Origin of the sequence: Streptomyces sp. NPDC002564 (assembly GCF_042889645.1) — a bacterium.
Classification (GTDB): domain Bacteria; phylum Actinomycetota; class Actinomycetes; order Streptomycetales; family Streptomycetaceae; genus Streptomyces.
Map to the genome: position 1 here is coordinate 125,486 of NZ_JBIARE010000015.1, position 19,226 is coordinate 144,711.

General features: G+C 74.0%; 12 protein-coding genes and 1 pseudogene. 8 read left to right on the forward strand and 5 right to left on the reverse strand.

What is annotated here, in order from left to right; all coding sequences use genetic code 11:
* Positions 1-246: 246 nt before the first annotated feature.
* Positions 247-1,758, reverse strand: a complete 1,512-nt coding sequence (locus ACFYXE_RS34965) for a PucR family transcriptional regulator (RefSeq protein ID WP_389319581.1) — start codon at positions 1,756-1,758, stop codon at positions 247-249.
* Between the two features lie 188 nt (positions 1,759-1,946).
* Here ACFYXE_RS34965 and ACFYXE_RS34970 point away from each other — a divergent pair, with 188 nt between their 5' ends.
* From ACFYXE_RS34970 to ACFYXE_RS35000, 7 genes are all read left to right on the forward strand, one after another.
* On the forward strand, positions 1,947-3,416 hold the full coding sequence (locus tag ACFYXE_RS34970; protein ID WP_389319583.1) for a sodium:solute symporter: 1,470 nt from the start codon (positions 1,947-1,949) through the stop codon (positions 3,414-3,416).
* Between the two features lie 79 nt (positions 3,417-3,495).
* Positions 3,496-4,488: an agmatinase gene (gene speB / locus ACFYXE_RS34975; protein WP_361177157.1), complete on the forward strand. Its 993-nt coding sequence runs from the start codon at positions 3,496-3,498 to the stop codon at positions 4,486-4,488.
* Positions 4,485-6,173: a thiamine pyrophosphate-binding protein gene (locus ACFYXE_RS34980; RefSeq protein ID WP_389319585.1), complete on the forward strand. Its 1,689-nt coding sequence runs from the start codon at positions 4,485-4,487 to the stop codon at positions 6,171-6,173. Before speB ends, ACFYXE_RS34980 begins: the two co-directional genes overlap by 4 nt.
* Positions 6,174-6,303: 130 nt before the next feature.
* A complete protein-coding gene (locus tag ACFYXE_RS34985) occupies positions 6,304-7,239 on the forward strand; it encodes a serine hydrolase (protein ID WP_389319587.1) in 936 nt (311 codons plus the stop codon).
* Between the two features lie 101 nt (positions 7,240-7,340).
* The gene (locus ACFYXE_RS34990) at positions 7,341-11,078 is read left to right on the forward strand and encodes an ABC transporter ATP-binding protein (RefSeq protein WP_389319589.1); all 3,738 of its coding nucleotides are present in this window, start codon (positions 7,341-7,343) and stop codon (positions 11,076-11,078) included.
* A 145-nt stretch (positions 11,079-11,223) separates the two neighbouring features.
* Positions 11,224-11,631 (forward strand): hypothetical protein, encoded by a 408-nt coding sequence (locus tag ACFYXE_RS34995; protein WP_361177149.1) that lies wholly within the window; start codon positions 11,224-11,226, stop codon positions 11,629-11,631.
* 121 nt (positions 11,632-11,752) lie between these two features.
* Positions 11,753-13,216 (forward strand): aminopeptidase, encoded by a 1,464-nt coding sequence (locus ACFYXE_RS35000; RefSeq protein WP_389319592.1) that lies wholly within the window; start codon positions 11,753-11,755, stop codon positions 13,214-13,216.
* A 46-nt stretch (positions 13,217-13,262) separates the two neighbouring features.
* On the opposite strand, the gene ACFYXE_RS35005 is transcribed toward ACFYXE_RS35000, so the two are convergent.
* A complete protein-coding gene (locus ACFYXE_RS35005) occupies positions 13,263-15,143 on the reverse strand; it encodes a glycoside hydrolase family 3 protein (RefSeq protein WP_389319594.1) in 1,881 nt (626 codons plus the stop codon).
* A 90-nt stretch (positions 15,144-15,233) separates the two neighbouring features.
* Complete coding sequence (locus tag ACFYXE_RS35010) at positions 15,234-16,136, reverse strand: LysR family transcriptional regulator (RefSeq protein WP_389319596.1); 903 nt, start codon at positions 16,134-16,136, stop codon at positions 15,234-15,236.
* Positions 16,137-16,226: 90 nt separating this feature from the next.
* Here ACFYXE_RS35010 and ACFYXE_RS35015 point away from each other — a divergent pair.
* Positions 16,227-17,006, forward strand: a pseudogene (locus tag ACFYXE_RS35015) (EamA family transporter); the annotation flags it as partial.
* Between the two features lie 79 nt (positions 17,007-17,085).
* Here the strand turns inward: ACFYXE_RS35015 and ACFYXE_RS35020 are convergent.
* Positions 17,086-17,886, reverse strand: a complete 801-nt coding sequence (locus ACFYXE_RS35020; RefSeq protein ID WP_389319598.1) for a sugar phosphate isomerase/epimerase family protein — start codon at positions 17,884-17,886, stop codon at positions 17,086-17,088.
* Positions 17,887-18,074: 188 nt separating this feature from the next.
* Positions 18,075-19,136: a LacI family DNA-binding transcriptional regulator gene (locus ACFYXE_RS35025; protein ID WP_361177143.1), complete on the reverse strand. Its 1,062-nt coding sequence runs from the start codon at positions 19,134-19,136 to the stop codon at positions 18,075-18,077.
* Between the last annotated feature and the right edge of the window lie 90 nt (positions 19,137-19,226).

A 19,226-nucleotide genomic window follows, 5' to 3' on the forward strand; every position in this document is an offset into this window, starting at 1 on the left:
GCGCGCAGTTCCCCGCGCCCCTGGGGGGCGGCCGTTGTTCGTTCGGCCGCGGGTCTCTTGTGGCTGGGTGCGCAGTTCCCCGCGCCCCTGACCGGGCTCCTGTGGTTCGTTCGGCTGTGGGGTGGTGGGGGTGTTTGCGCAGTTCCCCGCGCCCCTGGTGGGGGCCCGTTGTTCGTTCGGCCGCGGGGCGCGCAGTTCCTCGCGTTCCTGGCCGGGGGCCTGTCGGTCCTCGGGGCGTGGGGGCGGTCATGGGGATCGGGTCAGGGCGAACCAGAGTTCCATGCGGACGTCCGGGTCGTTCAGGTCCGTGTTCAGGAGGGACGCGCAGCGGGTGATGCGCTGGCGGACCGTGTTGCGGTGGACGGAGAGGGCCACCGCCGTGCGGTCCCAGCTGCCGTGCAGGGAGAGCCAGGTGCGCAGGGTCCCCGTCAGGGCCGCGTGGGCGGTGAGGGGGGCGAGCAGGGCGCGGGCGTGGGCGTCCGCCTCCTCGGGGGCGACCAGGGCCGCGATGCCGTTCTCGTGGTGCCGCACCAGGGGCTGCCGGGTGGCCTCCGCACGGCGCAGCGCGCGGGCCGCCCGGGCGTCGGCGGCGGCCAGCTCGCCGGTCGGCGCGGCGGCGCAGACGCCCAGCGTCCAGCCGTCCGTCGCGCCGACGTCGCGGTCGGCGGGGACCAGGAGGCGTACCGCGCCGTCGGGCCCGTGCGGGTCGACCAGCACGCTGCCCAGGGCCGCGGCGAGTCCGGAGGCGGCCGGTGCGCCGGTGCCGTGCCGCTCGCCCGCGGAGTGCGTCACGCGCGCGTGCACCACGCTCCACCGCTCGCTGCCCAGGAGCGGCGCGGTCTGGGCCGCGTCCGCGCCCAGGAGCAGCCGCACCAGGGCCGCCGACCGGTCCGCCTCGGAGGCGCCCTGGTGCTCGCCGGTGAGCAGGGAGAGCAGGACCACCGCGGCGCCCGCGATGGTGTGGTCGCCCGGCTCGCGGCGGTCCGTGGCGACCCCGAGCGCGAAGCCCCGCCCGCCGCCCAGCGCGTACGCGGCCAGATGGGTGGGCCCCGCCGTGTCCGCGGCGGACGCCGGGGCGGCCGGCGCCGGGCGGCGCACCACCCCGGTCAGCTCCCGCAGTGCCCGCCGCACGGCGTCCCGCGCCTGCCCCGCCGTCTGCAGCTCCGCCCCGTCCGGCCCGTACAGCGCGGCGAGCCCGCCGAGCCTGGCCGCCAGCTGGCGCAGCACGGCGGGCACCGGGTCGGGCCGGGCGGCCGCCGTGGCGAGGCCCTGCTGGGCCTCCGTGACCCGGCGCAGCTCCGCGTGCCTGGCCTCCGCCATCAGCTGCCACACCGCGCGGGCGACCCCGCTGAAGGTGGTGCGCGGCGGCACCTCCACCAGCGGCAGGCCGTGCCGGTCGCAGGCCTCCACCAGGGCGCGCGGCACGGTGTCGTGCACGGGGGCGACGCCGAAGCCGAGGGCCGCGCCGCCCGCGGCGACGATGCGGCCCACATAGCCGTCGAGGTGGCCGTCCGCGCCCGTCGGGTCGGTGATGTGCACGCCCGCGGTCAGCAGCAGCTCGCCGCCCAGCAGGTACGGGTAGGGGTCCGTCATCTCCGAGGTGTGCACCCACTGCACGGCGGCCGCCGCCCCGCCGTGCGGGTCCGGTCCCGCGATCCGGCGCAGGCCCAGGTCCTCGCGGGCGAGCAGCGCGGCGAGCGGGACGGGCGGGGTCGGCGGGAGTGCCGGTGGGGTGGTGGGGGCTGCCGGATCGGCCACGGTGGACGTTCCATCCGTATCGGTCGTGGAAAGTAGAGGAAACGTACACTTCAGCGCTGCTTTCCGGCCACCTAAGGTCGTGCCGACCGCAGGCCTCGGGTACGGGCGGATGTCCCCGCGGCCGGTCGCCACCCCACCCCCCCCATCTGCACGACACGCCACCGAGGTGCGCGAAGGAGGCCCCCCTTATGGCCGTCGACTACACAGTGATCGTCGTCTATCTCGCCGGGATGCTGGCCATGGGCTGGTGGGGCATGCGCCGCGCCAAGTCCAAGGCCGAGTTCCTGGTCGCCGGGCGCCGCCTCGGGCCGTGGATGTACTCCGGGACCATGGCCGCGATCGTCCTCGGCGGCGCCTCCACCATCGGCGGCGTCGGCCTCGGCTACCAGTACGGCCTCTCCGGCGCCTGGATGGTCTTCACCATCGGCCTGGGCATCCTCGCGCTGAGCGTCTTCTTCTCGGCCCGCATCGCGCGCCTGAAGGTGTACACCGTCTCCGAGATGCTCGACCTGCGCTACGGAGGGCGCGCGGGCCTCATCTCCGGCGTCGTCATGTGGGCGTACACGCTGATGCTCGCGGTCACCTCGACCATCGCGTACGCCACCATCTTCGACGTCCTCTTCGACGTGAACCGCACCCTGGCGATCGTCATCGGCGGCTCGATCGTCGTCGCGTACTCCACGCTCGGCGGCATGTGGTCCATCACGCTCACCGACATGGTGCAGTTCGTGGTGAAGACCATCGGCGTGCTGCTGCTCCTGCTGCCCATCGCCGTCGTCAAGGCGGGCGGCTTCGGCGAGATGAAGGCCAAGCTGCCCACCGAGTACTTCGACCCGCTGGGCATCGGCGGCGAGACGATCTTCACGTATGTGCTGATCTACACCTTCGGCATGCTCATCGGGCAGGACATCTGGCAGCGCGTGTTCACCGCGCGCAGCGACAAGGTCGCCCGCTACGGCGGCACCGTCGCCGGCACGTACTGCCTGGTCTACGCGGTCGCGGGCGCCGTCATCGGCACCGCCGCCAAGGTCATGTACCCGAAGCTGCCGAGCGCCGACGCGGCGTTCGCGACCATCGTCAAGGACGAGCTGCCGATGGGGGTGCGCGGCCTGGTCCTCGCCGCCGCGCTCGCCGCCGTGATGTCGACGTCCTCCGGCGCGCTCATCGCCTGCGCGACCGTGGCCAACAACGACATCTGGGCGCGGCTGCGCGGGGCCGTCAAACCGGGGGCGGGCGAGGACGGGCCGCACGACGAGGTCAAGGGCAACCGCGCCTTCATCCTCGCCATGGGCGCCGCCGTGATCGTCATCTCCATCGCGCTCAACGACGTCGTCGAGGCCCTCACCGTCGCCTACAACCTGCTCGTCGCCGGGCTCCTCGTGCCGATCCTCGGCGGCCTGCTGTGGCGCCGCGGCACCGCGGCCGGCGCGCTCGCGGCCGTCGCCGCCGGTGGCCTGTCCGTCGTCGGCCTCATGTGGGGCTACGGCATCCTCGCCAACGAGCCCGTCTACTACGGCCTGCTGACCTCGCTCGCCGTGTACGTCGTCGTCTCCCTGGCCACCCGGCCCACCGACGCGGCCGTGCTCGCCGCCTGGCGCGAGCGGCTGGCGGGGCGGGGCGCCGAGGAGCCGGAGCCGCAGGCCCCGGCCGCCGTCTAGACCTCCGCGCGGCCCGTCTGCCGGCGGGCCGCGCGACACTTGAACCGCAGCACCCGCACCAACAGGAGGAACACCGACCATGAGCAGCGCCGAGACCCCGACGACCCCCCGCGGCCCCGTCGACTCCTCCCGCATCCCGAGGTACGCGGGCCCGGCGACGTACGCCCGCCTGCCCCGCCTCGACGAGGTCGGCGGCAGGACGGACGTCGCGGTGGTCGGCGTGCCCTTCGACACCGGCGTCTCGTACCGCCCCGGCGCCCGCTTCGGCGGCAACGCCATCCGGGAGGCCTCGCGCCTGCTGCGCCCCTACAACCCCGCCCAGGACGCCTCGCCGTTCGCGCTCGCGCAGGTCGCGGACGCCGGGGACATCGCGGCCAACCCCTTCAACATCAACGAGGCGGTGGACACCATCGAGGCCGCCGCCGACGACCTCCTCGGCTCCGGCGCCCGCATGATGACCCTCGGCGGCGACCACACCATCGCCCTGCCGCTGCTCCGCTCGGTCGCCAAGAAGCACGGCCCGGTCGCGCTGCTGCACTTCGACGCCCACCTGGACACCTGGGACACCTACTTCGGCGCCGAGTACACCCACGGCACGCCGTTCCGCCGGGCCGTGGAGGAGGGCATCCTCGACACCGAGGCGCTCTCGCACGTCGGCACGCGCGGCCCGCTGTACGGCAAGAAGGACCTCACCGACGACGAGAAGATGGGCTTCGGCATCGTCACCTCGGCGGACATCTACCGCCGCGGCGCCGACGAGGTCGCCGACCAGCTGCGCCAGCGCATCGGCGACCGCCCGCTGTACATCTCCATCGACATCGACTGCCTCGACCCGGCCCACGCGCCCGGCACCGGCACCCCCGAGGCGGGCGGCATGACCTCCCGCGAGCTCCTGGAGATCCTGCGCGGCCTGGCCTCCTGCAACCTCGTCTCGGCCGACGTCGTCGAGGTCGCCCCGGCCTACGACCACGCCGAGATCACCGCGGTCGCCGCCTCCCACACCGCGTACGAGCTGACGACGATCATGTCCCGCCAGATCGCGGAGGCCCGCGGCACGGGGAGCGAGAAGTGACCCACGACCACGACGTCGTCCTCAAGCCCACCGCCGCCCAGACCGAGGCCGCCCTGAACCCGCCCCCGGGGCGCAACGGCGGCGACCTCGTCGTCGAGACCCTCCAGGGACTCGGCGCCACCACGGTCTTCGGCCTGCCCGGCCAGCACGCGCTCGGCATGTTCGACGCGCTGCGCCGCTCCTCGCTCTCGTACGTCGGCTTCCGCGTCGAGAACAACACCGGGTTCGCGGCCGACGCGTACGGCAGGATCACCGGCGAGGTCGCCCCGCTGCTGCTCTCCACCGGGCCCGGCGCGCTCACCTCGCTCGCCGCGCTGCAGGAGGCCGCCGCGGGCTCCTCGCCGGTCCTCGCGATCGGCAGCCAGGTCCCGGTGGCCGGGCTCGGCGGCGGCCGCCACGGCTATCTGCACGAGCTGCGCGACCAGCAGGCGTCCTTCCGGGACGTCGTGAAGTCCGTCCATACGGTCCGCACCGCCTCGCAGATCCCCTCCGCGATCGCCGCGGCCTGGGAGTCGGCGCTCACCGCGCCGCACGGCCCGGTGTGGGTGGAGATCCCGCAGGACGTGCTCCTCGCCGCGACGACGCTGCCCGCCGTCACCGCGATGGACGCGACGCCCGAGGAGGTCGTGCCGCGCCCCGAGCTGACCGCGGTCGCCGCCGACCTGCTCGCCCGCGCCGAGCGCCCGGCGATCATCGCGGGCGGCGGAGTCGTGCGCTCCGACGCGAGCGGCAAGCTGCGCGCGCTCGCCGAGCTGGTGAACGCCCCGGTGGTCACCACCTTCGGCGGCAAGGGCGCCTTCCCCTGGGAGCACCCGCTCTCGCTCCAGTCCTGGCTGGAGGACCGGCACACCACGGACTTCCTGGAGGACGCGGACGTCCTCCTGGTGGTCGGCTCCGGACTCGGCGAGCTCTCCTCGAACTACCACACCTTCACGCCCCGCGGCCGGGTGATCCAGATCGAGGCGGACGCCGGGAAGCTGGAGTCCAACCACCCCGGCCTCGGCATCCACGCGGACGCGCGCATCGCGCTCTCGGCGCTCCTGGAGACCATCGGGGCGCCCCGCGAGGACCCCACGGCGCCCGAGCGGGTCGCCCGGGTCCTCGCCGGGGTCCGTGAGCGGATCGCCGCCCAGGACCTCACCCTGGAGCAGGACGTGCTGGCCGCCGTCCGCGCGGCCCTGCCGGACGCGTCGCCGTCCTTCTGGGACATGACGATCCTCGCCTACTGGGCGTGGTCGGCGTTCGACGCCCGGCGGCCGAACACCATGCACTCGGCGCAGGGCGCGGGCGGCCTCGGCTACGGCTTCCCCGCGGCCCTCGGCGCGGCGGCCGCGGACCCCTCGCAGCCGGTCCTCGCGGTCTCCGGCGACGGCGGCGCGATGTACTCGATCGCGGAGCTGGCCACCGCCCGGCAGTACGACCTGCCGGTGACCTGGCTGATCGTCGACGACGGCGGCTACGGCATCCTGCGCGAGTACATGTCCGACGCCTTCGGCGAGGCGAGCGCCACGGAGCTGGCCCGCCCCGACTTCGTCGCGCTCGCGGAGTCCTTCGGGGTGCCGGGCGTGCGGACGTCGCCGGAGACGCTCCGGGACGACCTGGCGAAGGCGCTGGCGGAGCCCGGTCCTTCGGTGGTGGTGCTCCCCGCGCTCCTGAAGATGTTCGCGCCGACGCATCTGGACTGACCCGAGATGGTCGTACTAATTCGTACAACCCTTCACCGGTGCCGGTGAGTCATGGTGTCGAGCGCGTCGGGGGGCGCGCTTGTACGGACCCCGAGGGTCGCGTACGGACCCCAGGGGATGGGAAGAAACCATGACTCACCCGGTATCCGGGATATCCAGGCGTGCCCGTGTGCTCTCGGCGGGCCTCGCCGCCGGGGCGGTCCTCGTGCCGCTCGGCGCGGTCGCCGCCACGCCCGCCGCCGCCGCGGCGCCCGCGGTCACCTGCACCTCCGCGCAGGCCGGCCTGGCCGCCAAGCTCACCAAGGACATCACCGCGGCCCTGAAGAACCGCAAGGGCACCGTCGCGGTCGGCCTGTACGACCGCACCACGAAGACCACCTGCACGCTGCGCGCGACCACCTCGTTCGACTCGGCCAGCGTCGTCAAGGTCACCGTCCTCGCGACGCTGCTGTGGGACGCGAAGAAGACCGGCCGGTACCTGACGAACCGCGAGTCGGACCTCGCGTACGCCATGATCACCAAGTCGGACAACGCGGCCACCAGCACCCTGTGGCGCCAGCTCGGCACCGGCAAGGTCAAGGCGTTCCTCAAGGAGGCCGGGATGACCAGGACGGTGCCCGGGACCGGCGGGTACTGGGGGCTGACCCGGATCAACGCCACCGACGAGCAGAAGCTCCTCGGGCTGATCACCGCCAAGAACGCCGTCCTGAGCGACAACGCGCGCGCCTACCTCCTCAAGCTGATGAACAAGGTCGTGCCCGCGCAGCGCTGGGGCACCCCCGCGGGCGCGCCCGCCGGCACCGCGATCCACGTGAAGAACGGCTGGCTGCAGCGCGCGACCCTCGGCTGGCGGGTGCACAGCATCGGCGCCTTCAAGGGCGGCGGCCACGACTACACGCTCTCCGTGCTCACGCACGGCAACAGCAGCATGAACTACGGCGTCGCCACCATCCAGGGGGTGGCCAAGGCGGTGCACAAGGACCTCGCGCCCCGCGCGTCCGCCGCCGGCAGGTACACCCCGACCGACACCCCGCGCGAGGCGTTCGTGGCGGTGCCCGGCAGCTGAGCCCCGCGCGCCCCCGCGGAGCGCGTTTGTTGCGGCGGGATGAAATCCGCCCGTCACGACGTTGGTGCCTTCCGGCAGAGCAGACGACCGGGAGGCACCGAGTGGCAGAGCAACGGGGATGGGCGCGACGGCTCACCGGATACGCGTGGCGGTATCCGAAGGACGTCGTGCTCGCGCTCGGGTCCTCGCTCGGCGGCATGGCCGTCATGGCCCTCGTACCGCTGATCACCAAGGTGATCATCGACGACGTGATCGGCCAGGACGGCCGGGGCGGCGGCCGGAGCATGGGCCCCTGGGCCGCCGCGCTGATCGGCGCCGCCGTCGTCGTCTACGTGATGACCTACATCCGCCGCTACTACGGCGGCCGGCTCGCCCTGGACGTCCAGCACGACCTGCGCACCGAGATGTACGGGACGATCACCCGGCTCGACGGGCGGCGCCAGGACGAGCTGTCCACCGGACAGGTCGTCGGCCGCGCCACCAGCGACCTCCAGCTCATCCAGGGCCTGCTCTTCATGCTGCCGATGACCATCGGCAACATCCTGCTCTTCGTGATCTCCCTGGGGATCATGGCGTGGCTGTCCCTGCCGCTCACCCTCGTCGCCCTCGCCGTCGCCCCCGCCCTGTGGGTCATCGCCCGCCGCTCCCGCTCCCGGCTGCACCCCGCCACCTGGTACGCGCAGGCCCAGGCCGCCGCCGTGGCCGGGGTCGTCGACGGCGCCGTCAGCGGCGTCCGCGTGGTCAAGGGCTTCGGGCAGGAGGAGCAGGAGACCGGCAAGCTCCGCGAGGTCGGCCGCAAGCTCTTCGCCGGACGGCTGCGGACCGTCCGCCTCAACTCCCGCTACACCCCGGCCCTGCAGGCCGTCCCCATGCTCGGCCAGGTCGCCATGCTCGCCCTCGGCGGCTGGCTCGCGGTGCGCGGGGAGATCACCCTCGGCACCTTCGTCGCCTTCTCCACCTACCTCGCGCAGCTCGTCGGGCCGGTGCGGATGCTCGCCATGGTGCTGACCGTGGGCCAGCAGGCCCGGGCCGGCGTCGAGCGCGTGCTCGAACTGATCGACACCGAGCCGAGCATGGCGGACGGCACCAAGGAGCTGCCCGCCGACGCCCCCGCCACCGTCGAGTTCGACGACGTCGGCTTCGCCTACCAGAACGACCGCCCCGTCCTCGGCGGCCTCTCCTTCGAGATCCGGCCCGGCGAGACCCTCGCCGTCGTCGGCTCCTCCGGCAGCGGCAAGTCGACCGTCTCGCTGCTCCTCCCGCGCTTCTACGACGTGACGCACGGCGCCGTCCTCGTCGGCGGCCACGACGTGCGCGAGCTGACCCTGGACTCGCTGCGGTCCGCCATTGGACTCGTGCCCGAGGACTCCTTCCTCTTCTCCGACACCGTCGGCGCGAACATCGCCTACGGCCACCCGGAGGCGACCCGCGAGCAGATCGAGACCGCCGCCCGCGCCGCCCAGGCCCACGGCTTCATATCCGAGCTGCCCGAGGGATACGACACCAAGGTCGGCGAACAGGGCCTGACCCTCTCCGGCGGCCAGCGCCAGCGCATCGCGCTCGCCCGCGCCATCCTCACCGACCCCCGCCTCCTCGTCCTGGACGACGCGACGTCCGCGGTGGACGCGCGCGTGGAGCACGAGATCCACGAGGCGCTGCGCGGCGTGATGGACGGCCGCACCACGCTCCTGATCGCCCACCGCCGCTCCACCCTCGGCCTCGCCGACCGCATCGCCGTCCTGGACGACGGCCGCCTCGCGGACCTCGGCACGCACGCGGAGCTGGAGGAGCGCTCCGCGCTCTACCGCAGGCTGCTCACCGACCCCGACGAGCTCGGCGGCGTGTCGCCGGGCCACGCGCTCCCCGCCGACCTGCCCGAGGACACCTCCGTACGCGAGGAGCTCGACGCCGAGTTCGACGCCGAGCGCGGCATCACGCCCGCCCTGTGGACCGGGGACCGCGAGCCCCAGGACGCCGCGCTGTCCGGGATGCCCTCCACGCCGGAGCTGCTCGCCCAGGTCGACGCGCTGCCCCCGGCGACCGACACCCCGGGCATCGACGAGGCACGGGCGGTCACGCCCGAGGAGTCCTACGGGCTGCGCAGGCTGCTCGGCGGGTTCGGCGTGCCGCTGCTGTTCAGCCTGCTGCTCGTCGCAATCGACGCGGGCATGGGCCTGCTGCTGCCCGTCCTGATCCGGCACGGCATCGACGAGGGCGTCAACCAGCTGGCGCTCGGCGCGGTCTGGGCGGCCTCCGGGCTCGCGCTCGCCGCCGTCGTCGTGCAGTGGGCCGCCCAGACCGGCGAGACGCGGATGACCGGACGGACCGGCGAGCGGGTCCTCTACTCGCTGCGGCTGAAGATCTTCTCGCAGCTCCAGCGGCTCGGGCTCGACTACTACGAGCGGGAGCTGACCGGGCGCATCATGACCCGGATGACCACGGACGTGGACGCGCTCTCCACGTTCCTGCAGACCGGCCTGGTCACCGCCTTCGTCTCCGTGGTCACCTTCTTCGGCATCATGGTCGCCCTGCTCGTCATCGACGTGCAGCTCGCCCTCGTCGTCTTCGCGACGCTGCCGCTGCTGATCGTCGGCACGTACTTCTTCCGCAAGTCCAGCGTGAAGGCGTACGAACTGGCGCGTGAGCGGGTCTCCGTGGTCAACGCCGACCTCCAGGAGTCCGTCGCCGGGCTGCGCATCGTGCAGGCCTTCCGGCGCGAGCGCGCGGGCGCCGAGCGGTTCGCGCGCAACAGCGACAGCTACCGCCAGGCCCGCATCCGCGGCCAGTGGCTGATCTCGGTGTACTTCCCGTTCGTGCAGTTCCTCTCGTCCGTCGCCGTCGTCGCCGTGCTGATGGTGGGCGCGGGACGCGTCGAGGCGGGAACGCTGACCACCGGCGCGCTCGTCGCCTACCTGCTCTACATCGACCTGTTCTTCGCCCCCGTGCAGCAGCTCTCCCAGGTCTTCGACGGCTACCAGCAGGCCACCGTCTCGCTGGGCCGCATCCAGGAACTGCTCCAGGAGCCGACCTCCACGAAGGCCGCCGACGAGCCGATGGAGGTGCTCTCGCTGCGCGGCGAGATCGCCTTCGAGGACGTCGGCTTCGCGTACGCGGCGACCGGCGAGGGCGCGCCCGAGGAGGCGCTGACCGACGTCCGCCTGCGCATCCCCGCGGGCCAGACCGTCGCCTTCGTGGGCGAGACCGGCGCGGGCAAGTCGACGCTGGTCAAGCTCGTCGCCCGGTTCTACGACCCCACCGGCGGCCGGGTCACCGTCGACGGCACGGACCTGCGCTCCCTCGACCTGACCTCGTACCGCCACCGGCTGGGCGTGGTGCCGCAGGAGGCGTACCTCTTCGCGGGCACGGTCCGCGACGCCATCGCCTACGGCCGCCCCGACGCCACCGACGCGCAGGTGGAGGCCGCCGCCCGCGCGGTCGGCGCGCACGACATGATCGCCACCCTGGACGGCGGCTATCTCCACGAGGTCACCGAGCGCGGCCGCAACCTCTCCGCGGGGCAGCGCCAGCTGATCGCGCTGGCCCGCGCCGAGCTGGTCGACCCCGACGTCCTGCTCCTCGACGAGGCGACGGCCGCGCTCGACCTCGCCACCGAGGCGCAGGTCAACCAGGCCACCGACCGCATCGCGGGCCGGCGCACCACCCTGGTCGTCGCCCACCGCCTGACCACGGCCGCCCGCGCCGACCGCGTCGTCGTGATGGACCACGGCCGGGTCGCGGAGGACGGCACGCACGAGGAGCTCCTCGCGCTGGACGGCCGGTACGCGCGCCTGTGGCGGACCTTCGTGGGGGAACCGGCGGAGTCCGCGAAGGTCCTCTGATGCGGTACGAGGGGGTTTGAGCCGGTCCGACCGGGCAGGCGCGGGAAGGACGCGACGGAAAAGGGCGGGAAGCCCGCAACCGCACGGGCCGTGGGCTGCGTCCGTACATCAGTACGCTGAGGCCGGAGTGGCGGGAGGGGCAACCGTGAGCAGTGGCGCGGGCAGGGGCCGGATACGACGACGGCTGACGCTCGGCACCGCCGTGCTCGCCGCCGCCGTGCTGCTCGCCCTCGCGGGCCCGGGGACCGCGTCGGCCGAGGCCGTCCAGGGCCCGTGCGCGGGCCGCAAGGTGCGCACGCTCCCCTTCAGCGCGGGACGGGTCGACGTCTTCAAGTCCCGCGGGTACGTCTGCGCCCTCCTCCTCGCCAAGAACACCGGCGCCCGCAAGGCCATGTCCGTCAGCGTCAAGGCGCGCGGCAGCCGCCCCGTCCGCGACCGGGGCCGCTACACCCACCGGGCGCGCCCGGTCACGGTCCACGCGGGCCACCGCTGCGTATGGGTGAAGGCGAAGATCGCCGGACGCGGGGTCAGCTCGGGCTGGATTCTCTGCTGACGTCCGTCCCGTACCGCCGTTCCTGCGCCATTTCTCCGCCGCACCCGGGCAACTGACCCTGGTGCGGACCCAGTTGCTCCGTTAGGTTCCGGGGCATTGCTGTGTCGACAGGGGAGGGTGCATGCGCAAGGCGCTCAGATGGGTGCTGTCGCTCGTGGTGCTGATAGGCGCCGTGGGTGCGTCCGGAGCGGCCACCGCCGCGGAACCGGGCACCACCGGTGCGAAGACCGGTACCAGTACGCGGAGCGGAACCGGTGCCGACCACACCGGCAGCACCGACATCAAGGACAGGCTGCTCGCCGTACCCGGCATGAGCCTGATCGAGGAGAAGCCGTACCCCGGCTACCGCTTCTTCGTGCTCGACTACACCCAGCCGGTGGACCACCGGCATCCCGCCAAGGGCACCTTCAAGCAGCGCCTGACGGTCCTGCACAAGGACACCAGCCGTCCCGCGGTCTTCTACACGAGCGGCTACAACGTCTCCACGACGCCCAGCCGCCGCGAGCCGACCCAGATCGTCGACGGCAACCAGGTCTCCATGGAGTACCGCTTCTTCACGCCCTCGCGCCCCGAGCCCGCCGACTGGACGAAGCTCGACATCTGGCAGGCGGCCAGCGACCAGCACCGCATCTACCGGGCCCTCAAGCCGATCTACGGCAAGAAGTGGCTGGCCACCGGCGGTTCCAAGGGCGGCATGACGGCGACGTACTACGAGCGCTTCTACCCGCGCGACATGGCGGGCGTCGTCGCCTACGTGGCGCCCAACGACGTCGTCGACAAGGAGGACTCGGCGTACGACAGGTTCCTCGCGGGCGTCGGCCCCAAGGAGTGCCGCGAGAAGCTCCAGGCGGTGCAGCGCGAGGCGCTGGTGCGCAGGGAGCCGCTGTCGGCGAAGCTCGCCGCGTACGCCGAGGCCGAGGGCTACACCTTCAAGACCGTCGGCACGCTGGACAAGGCCTTCGAGGCCGTCGTCATGGACCTCGTGTGGGGCTTCTGGCAGTACCAGCCCGCCGCCACCGCCTGCGGGCAGGTCCCGGACGCGGCCACCGTGACCGACCAGGCGCTCTTCGACTACGTCGACGCCGTGGGCGGCTGGTCCTCCTACGCCGACCAGGGCCTGAGCGCGTACACGCCGTACTACTACCAGGCGGGCACCGAGCTCGGCGCGCCGACCATCGAGCAGCCCTGGCTGGGCGGCCTGAGCCGCTACGGCTACCAGCCGCCGCGGAACTTCGTGCCGCGCGAGATCCCGATGACGTTCAAGCCGCACGCGATGCGTGACGTGGACCGCTGGGTGCGGCACGACGCGCGGCGGATGCTGTACGTCTACGGGTCCAACGACCCGTGGGGGGCCGAGCCGTTCCGCCCCGCGCGGGGCGCCAAGCACGACAACCACGTCTTCACGGCGCCCGGCGCCAACCACGGCGCGACCGTCTCGCAGCTCGTCGCCGACGAGAAGGCGAAGGCGACGCAGCGGATCCAGGCGTGGGCCGGGGTGTCCACGCCGTCGGCGAAGCCGCTGGCCGCCTACGACAAGAAGCTGGACCGGCGCGACGTGCGCAGGGAGATGACGCTGCGGCCGTAGGGCCGTGCGGGCGGGGCCGGGGCCGTCGGCCCCGGCCCCTTCTCGTTCAGTACGCCAGGCCGTGCCCGATCGGGTACAGCACCCGCGCCGGGTCGTCCGCGCGCCGCACCGGCACCGGCAGCCGCCCCCGGGGCGCGGCCCGGCCCGCGATCACCCGTGCGGCGGCGCGGAGTTCGACGTCCGTCCAGCAGTACGAGGCGAGGGCGGCGTCGACCGGCGGCAGGTGCGCCACGTCGTAGGGGTTGCGGATCGCGAGGGCGACCACCGGGACACCGGTGGCCTTGAGCGCCCCGACCAGGGCGGTCTGGCCGTCGGCTGACCCGCCCGGGTCGACCGCCCGGTGGGCCCGGGCGTGCGGGCCGCCATCCAGCTCGGTGTTGGCCGCCTGGGTGTTGTCCTCGGTCGTGGTGTGCGTGGTGACGTTGTATGTCGCCACGAGCACGGCGTCCTTGCCCCGCGCGGCCGCCACGGCCTTCTCGATCGCCGCCTCGTCGGGGGCCGTTCCGGTGGACAGGGCCGTGGCCCGGAACCCGAGGCCGGTGAGGGCGTCCGCGAGGACGGTGGTCGGCGGGCCCGTGGTGCCGGACGGCGAGCGCGGGTCGGCGCCCACGACCAGGAGCTCGGGGCGGGACGCGGGGGACAGCGGCAGGAGGCCGTCGGGGTTGCTCAGCAGGGTCGTGGTGGCCTCGGCGATGCGGTCGGCGGTGGCGAGGTGGGCGGGGATGCCGACGGTGGCGTCGACGAGGGCGGTGACGTCCCGGCGCCCGTCCGGCCCCTGCTCCGGTTCCCGCTCCTGGCCGCCCGGTCCGGTTCCGTCGGCCAGGTGGTCGTCCAGGAGGCCGACGTCGGCCTTCATGCGCAGGACGCGCAGCACCGACTCGTCGATCCTGGCCCCGGTCAGTTCGCCGCTCGCGACCGCGTCGAGCACGGCCCGCCACGCGACCTCCGGCCGCGGCGGGTTGAGCAGCTGGTCGGCGCCCGCCTTGAGCGCGAGGACGGCCACGCGGTCGTCGCCGTACTTCGTGCGCACGCCGCGCATCGCCAGCGAGTCCGTGGAGATCACGCCGTCGAACCCGAGCTCCTCGCGCAGCACGCCGGTCAGGATCGGGTACGAGAGCGTGGCGGGATCGCCCGAGGGGTCGAGGGCGGGCACCACGATGTGCGCGGTCATCACCGAGTCGACGCCCGCGGCGACGGCGGCGCGGAACGGCGGCGCGTCCCAGCGCTCCCACTCCTCGCGGGTGTGGTGGATGCGCGGCAGCTCGGTGTGGCTGTCGTCCGTCGTGTCGCCGTGCCCCGGGAAGTGCTTGGCCGCGGTGGCCACGCCCCCCTCGTGGTAGCCCTCGATCTGCGCGGTCACGAAGCCGGCGACCGCCTCCGGGTCGGCGCCGAAGGAGCGGATCCCGATGACGGGGTTGGCGGGGTCGACGTTCACGTCGGCGTCCGGGGCGTGGTCCTGGTGGATGCCGAGGGCCCGGAGCTCGGCCCCGGCGATGCGGGCGGCCTCGCGGGCGTGCGCGGGCGAGCCCGAGGCGCCCAGGGCCATCGCGCCGGGCAGCAGCGTGGCGGGGGCGCCGACGCGGGCGACGGCGCCGTGCTCCTGGTCGACGGAGATCAGGACGGGGACACGGGTGGTGCCGTGCGCGGCCCTGCGGATGCCCTCGGACAGGGCGGCGATCTGGTGCGGGGAGCGGGTGTTGTGGGCCCAGCCGAAGTAGATGACGCCGCCCAGGCGGTAGCGGGCGATCAGCTCGGCGGCGTCGCGGACGCCGAGTTCCCTGCGGTTGGTGTCGGCGTCGGCCGGGTCGGGGTCCGTGGCGGTGTGCCCGTACACGTGCATCACGAAGAGCTGGCCGACCTTGTCCTCCAGGGACATCGTGCCGATCAGGGCGCGGAGCCGGGCGTCGCGGGCGGAGGGGTGGGACACGGGGGCTCCTGCGGGCCGGAGGAAACTTTCAGGAGTTACGGATATCCCGAAGATTTCTGCCGGTCAACCTCGGGCGCGGGTACGGGGCCGTCAGCCGGCGGGCACGCCGCGGGAGCGGAGGGCACGCACCGTCTCCGCGATGGCCGGGCGGCGGGAGGCGCCCGTGCGCCACAGCGCGTAGAGGCGGCGGACCGGGACCGGGTCCAGGGAGACCGTGACCGCGCCCTCGGGGAGCGGGCCCCGGCCCAGGCGGGGGATCAGCGCGACGCCCAGGCCCGCCGCGACCAGCGCGACCAGCGTGGGGTTCTCCTCGGCCTGGTGGGCGATGTCGGGTTCGCAGCCCGCCTCCCGGAGCGTGCGGACCAGCCACGCGTGGCAGATGAACCCCGGCGGCTGCGTGATCCAGCGCTCCGCTCCCAGCTCCTCGCGCCGCACGGACGCCCGCCCCGCGAGCCGGTGGTCGTGCGGCACGACCAGGTCGCACAAGTCGTCGCCGATCACGGCCTGTTCGATGCCCGGCGGCGTCGGAAGCGGCGCGATGTCCCAGTCGTGGACGACGGCCAGGTCGACCGCCCCCTGGGCCACCAGGTCGACGGACAGATGCGGGTCGACCTCCGACATCCGGGCGTCCAGCGCCGGATGACGCCGCGCCAGGTCGGCGAGCACGGACGGCAGCAGCCCCCGCGCGGCCGAGGCGAACGCGGCGATCGTCAGGCGCCCCGCGGGCACCCCGCGCCGCTCCTCGAGCTCCGTCTCCGCGCGCTCCACGATCGCCATCAACCGGCGTGCCGTGTCCGCGAGGCGCAGCGCCTCCTCGGTGAGGGCGACGCCCCGGCCGCGGCGCTCCAGGAGCGTCGTCCGGGTCTCGCGTTCGAGCTTGGCGATCTGCTGGGAGACCGCGGACGGCGTGTAGCCGAGCGCGGTGGCCGCCGCGCCGACCGTGCCGTGGACGGAGACCGCGTGCAGCGCGCGGAGCCGGGCGAGATCGAGCACGGAGGCCTCCCCATACATAAGCGTTGCTTCATCCAACCATGCAGGGATCCGCGCTGGTCCTACACGGTCGGGGCGGGTGATCCTCGACCCATGCGACCCGCACACGTCTGTCTGGCCGTTCTCGTCGCCGCCGTATGGGGCGTCAACTTCGTGGTGATCGAGGTCGGCCTCGGCCACTTTCCCCCGCTGCTCTTCTCCGCCCTGCGCTTCCTCGTCGCGGCGCTGCCCGCCGTCTTCTTCGTCGGCGGGCCCAAGGTCGCCTGGCGGTGGGTGATCGGGGTGGGGCTCGTGCTGGGCGTCGCCAAGTTCGGGCTGCTCTTCATCGGCATGGACGCCGGGATGCCCGCCGGGCTCTCCTCGCTCGTGCTGCAGGTCCAGGCCGTCTTCACCGCCCTCTTCGCCGTCGTGGCGCTCGGGGAACGGCCCGGCCGGACACGGGTCGTGGGCATGGTCGTCGCCCTCGCGGGGATCGGCGTCGCCGCCGTCGACGAGGGGGAGACCGGGCCGCTCACCGCCTTCGCGCTGCTCGTCGGCGCCGCCGCCTGCTGGGGCGTCTCCAACGTCCTCACCCGCAAGGCGGCCCCGTCGGACCCGCTGAACTTCATGGTGTGGGTGAGCACGGTCCCGGTGCTCCCGCTGCTCGGGCTCTCCCTGCTCGTCGAGGGACCCTCCCGGGACCTCGCCGCCCTGCGCGCCCTGGACTGGTCGGGCGCGGGGATCGTCGTCTACGTCGCCTGGGTCACGACCGTCTTCGGCTTCGGCGCCTGGGGGTACCTGCTGCGCCGCCACCCCGCCTCCACCGTCGCGCCCTTCTCGCTGCTCGTCCCCGTCTTCGGGATGTCCTCGGCCGCCCTGGTCCTGGGCGAGTCGGTGAGCGGGCTGCGCTGGTGCGCCGCCGCGCTGCTGGTGGGCGGGGTGGCGCTGACCTCGTCCGGCAGGGGCGGCGGGGTCAGCCGGAGCGGGTCAGCAGTCGTGACAGGAGCTCCCGGCCCGGACCCAGCAGCTCGGGCAGCGGCGCCGCCTGCTCGTACCAGCGCTTCTCGTACTCCCAGCACAGCCACCCCTCCCAGCTCTCCTCGCCGAGGTGCGCCACGCACTCCGTGAGCGGCAGCGTCCCGGCGCCGAGCGGCAGGGGCGTCGTGTCGTCGGCCGAGGCGACGTCCTTGACCTGGACGTAGCCGAGGTAGGGGGAGAGCGCGGCGAAGGTGTCGGTGACGGACTCGCCGCCGAGCCAGGTGTGCAGCACGTCCCACAGCGCCCCGACCTGGCGGTGTCCCACGGTGCCGAGGACGCGGGTGACGTCGGCGCCCGTGCGGTGCGAGTCGTGGGTCTCCAGGAGGATGCGGACGCCCGCGTCGGCCGCGTACCGGGCGGCCGTGCCGAGCCGCCGCGCGGCCGTCGCGTCGGCCTCCTCCGCGCTCTGCCCGGTGCCGCCGCCGGGGAAGACGCGCACGAAGGGGGCGCCGAGATCGCGGGCGAGGGCGACCAGCGAGCGGATCTCGTCGAGGACCGGCCCGTCGTCGCCGGGGGCCGCCACGCGCGCGTACCCGGCGATGCCGAGGATCTCGACGCCGGCGGCCTTGAACTCCGCCGCCACGTCGGCGCGCTCGACCAGGCCGAGCCCGGGGTGCACCGGCTCCTCGGGGTGCGCGCGCAGCTCGACGCCGTGGTAGCCGTGGGTCGTGGCGAGCCGCAGCACGTCGGGGACGGGCAGGCCGGGCACGCCGAGGGTGGAGAAGGCGAATTTCATGGTCCCGACAGTAGGTGGCGTGCCGGTGGGGTCAACCCCGCCTTCTCACGCGGGCCGTTCGCGCAGCGGCAGCGGGGGCCACGTCGAGGCGTACCCCTCAAGTCCCGCAGAGGCGCACTCCTCAGGCCCCGCGAAGGCGCGCAGGCGTACACCTCAGACCCCTGCGAAGGCGCGCCGAGGCGCGCTCCTCAGGCCCCGCGGAGCGCTCCGCGCGGGCCCGCCGTGGAGCCCCGCACCATCAACTCCCCGTGCACCGTGGCGACCCCGCCCGGCGGCGGCTTCTCCTTGCTCATCGCGATGCGGCCCGCCCTGGCCCCCGCCTCGTAGAGCGGCAGGCGCACCGTCGTCAGCGCGGGCGCCGCGTCGATGCTGAACGGCAGGTCGTCGAAGCCCGCGACCGACACGTCGTCGGGGATGCGCAGGCCCTGGTCGCGCAGTGCCGCGCAGGCGCCCAGGGCCACCGTGTCGTTGGCGGCGACGACGGCCGTCAGGTCGGGGGAGCGGCGCAGGAGTTCGGCCGTGGCGTCGTAGCCGGAACGGCGGTCGTAGGGGCCGTGGACCGTCAGCGCCGGGTCGTCCCCGATGCCGCGGGCGGCGAGCGCGGCGCGGTGGCCCTCCAGGCGGTGCCGGGTGGTCGTGCGCTCCTCGGGGCCCGCGATGTAGCCGACGCGGCGGTGGCCGAGGGCGAGCAGGTGCTCGGTCAACTGCTGGCCGCCGCCCCGGTTGTCGAAGGTGAGCGCCACCGCGTCGGTGTCCGGCGAGGGCGGCCTGCCGCACAGCACCACGCGCGTGCCCGCCTCCGCGAGGCGCCGCAGCTTGCCGGCGATCGCGTCGGCGTACTCGCCGTCCTCGACGGCGCTGCCGGTGAGGACCACCGCGGCGGCGCGTTGGCGCTGCAGGAGCGTGAGGTAGGTCAGTTCGCGCTCCGGGGAGCCGCCGGTGTTGCAGACGACGGCCATCCGCTCGCCGCCCGCCCGGCCGCCGGGCCCGCCGATCTCGGACTGCACCGCGCCCGCCATGATCCCGAAGAAGGGGTCCGCGATGTCGTTGACGAGGATGCCGACCAGGTCGGACGTGGCCGCGGCGAGCGCGCTCGCGGGGCCGTTCAGGACGTAGTCGAGGTCGTCCACGGCACGCAGCACGCGCTCGCGGGTGGCGGCCGCCACGGGGTAATTGCCGTTCAGCACGCGGGAGACGGTGGCGGGGGAGACCTGCGCGCGTGCCGCCACGTCCGCCAGGGTCACGGTCATCTCGTCGTCCTCCGGTCGCCCGTCTCGTCGACTTCCGCCACGCCCTCGACCGAAGCCCTTGTCCCCACCTTGTCCGGCAGGCTAGCTTGC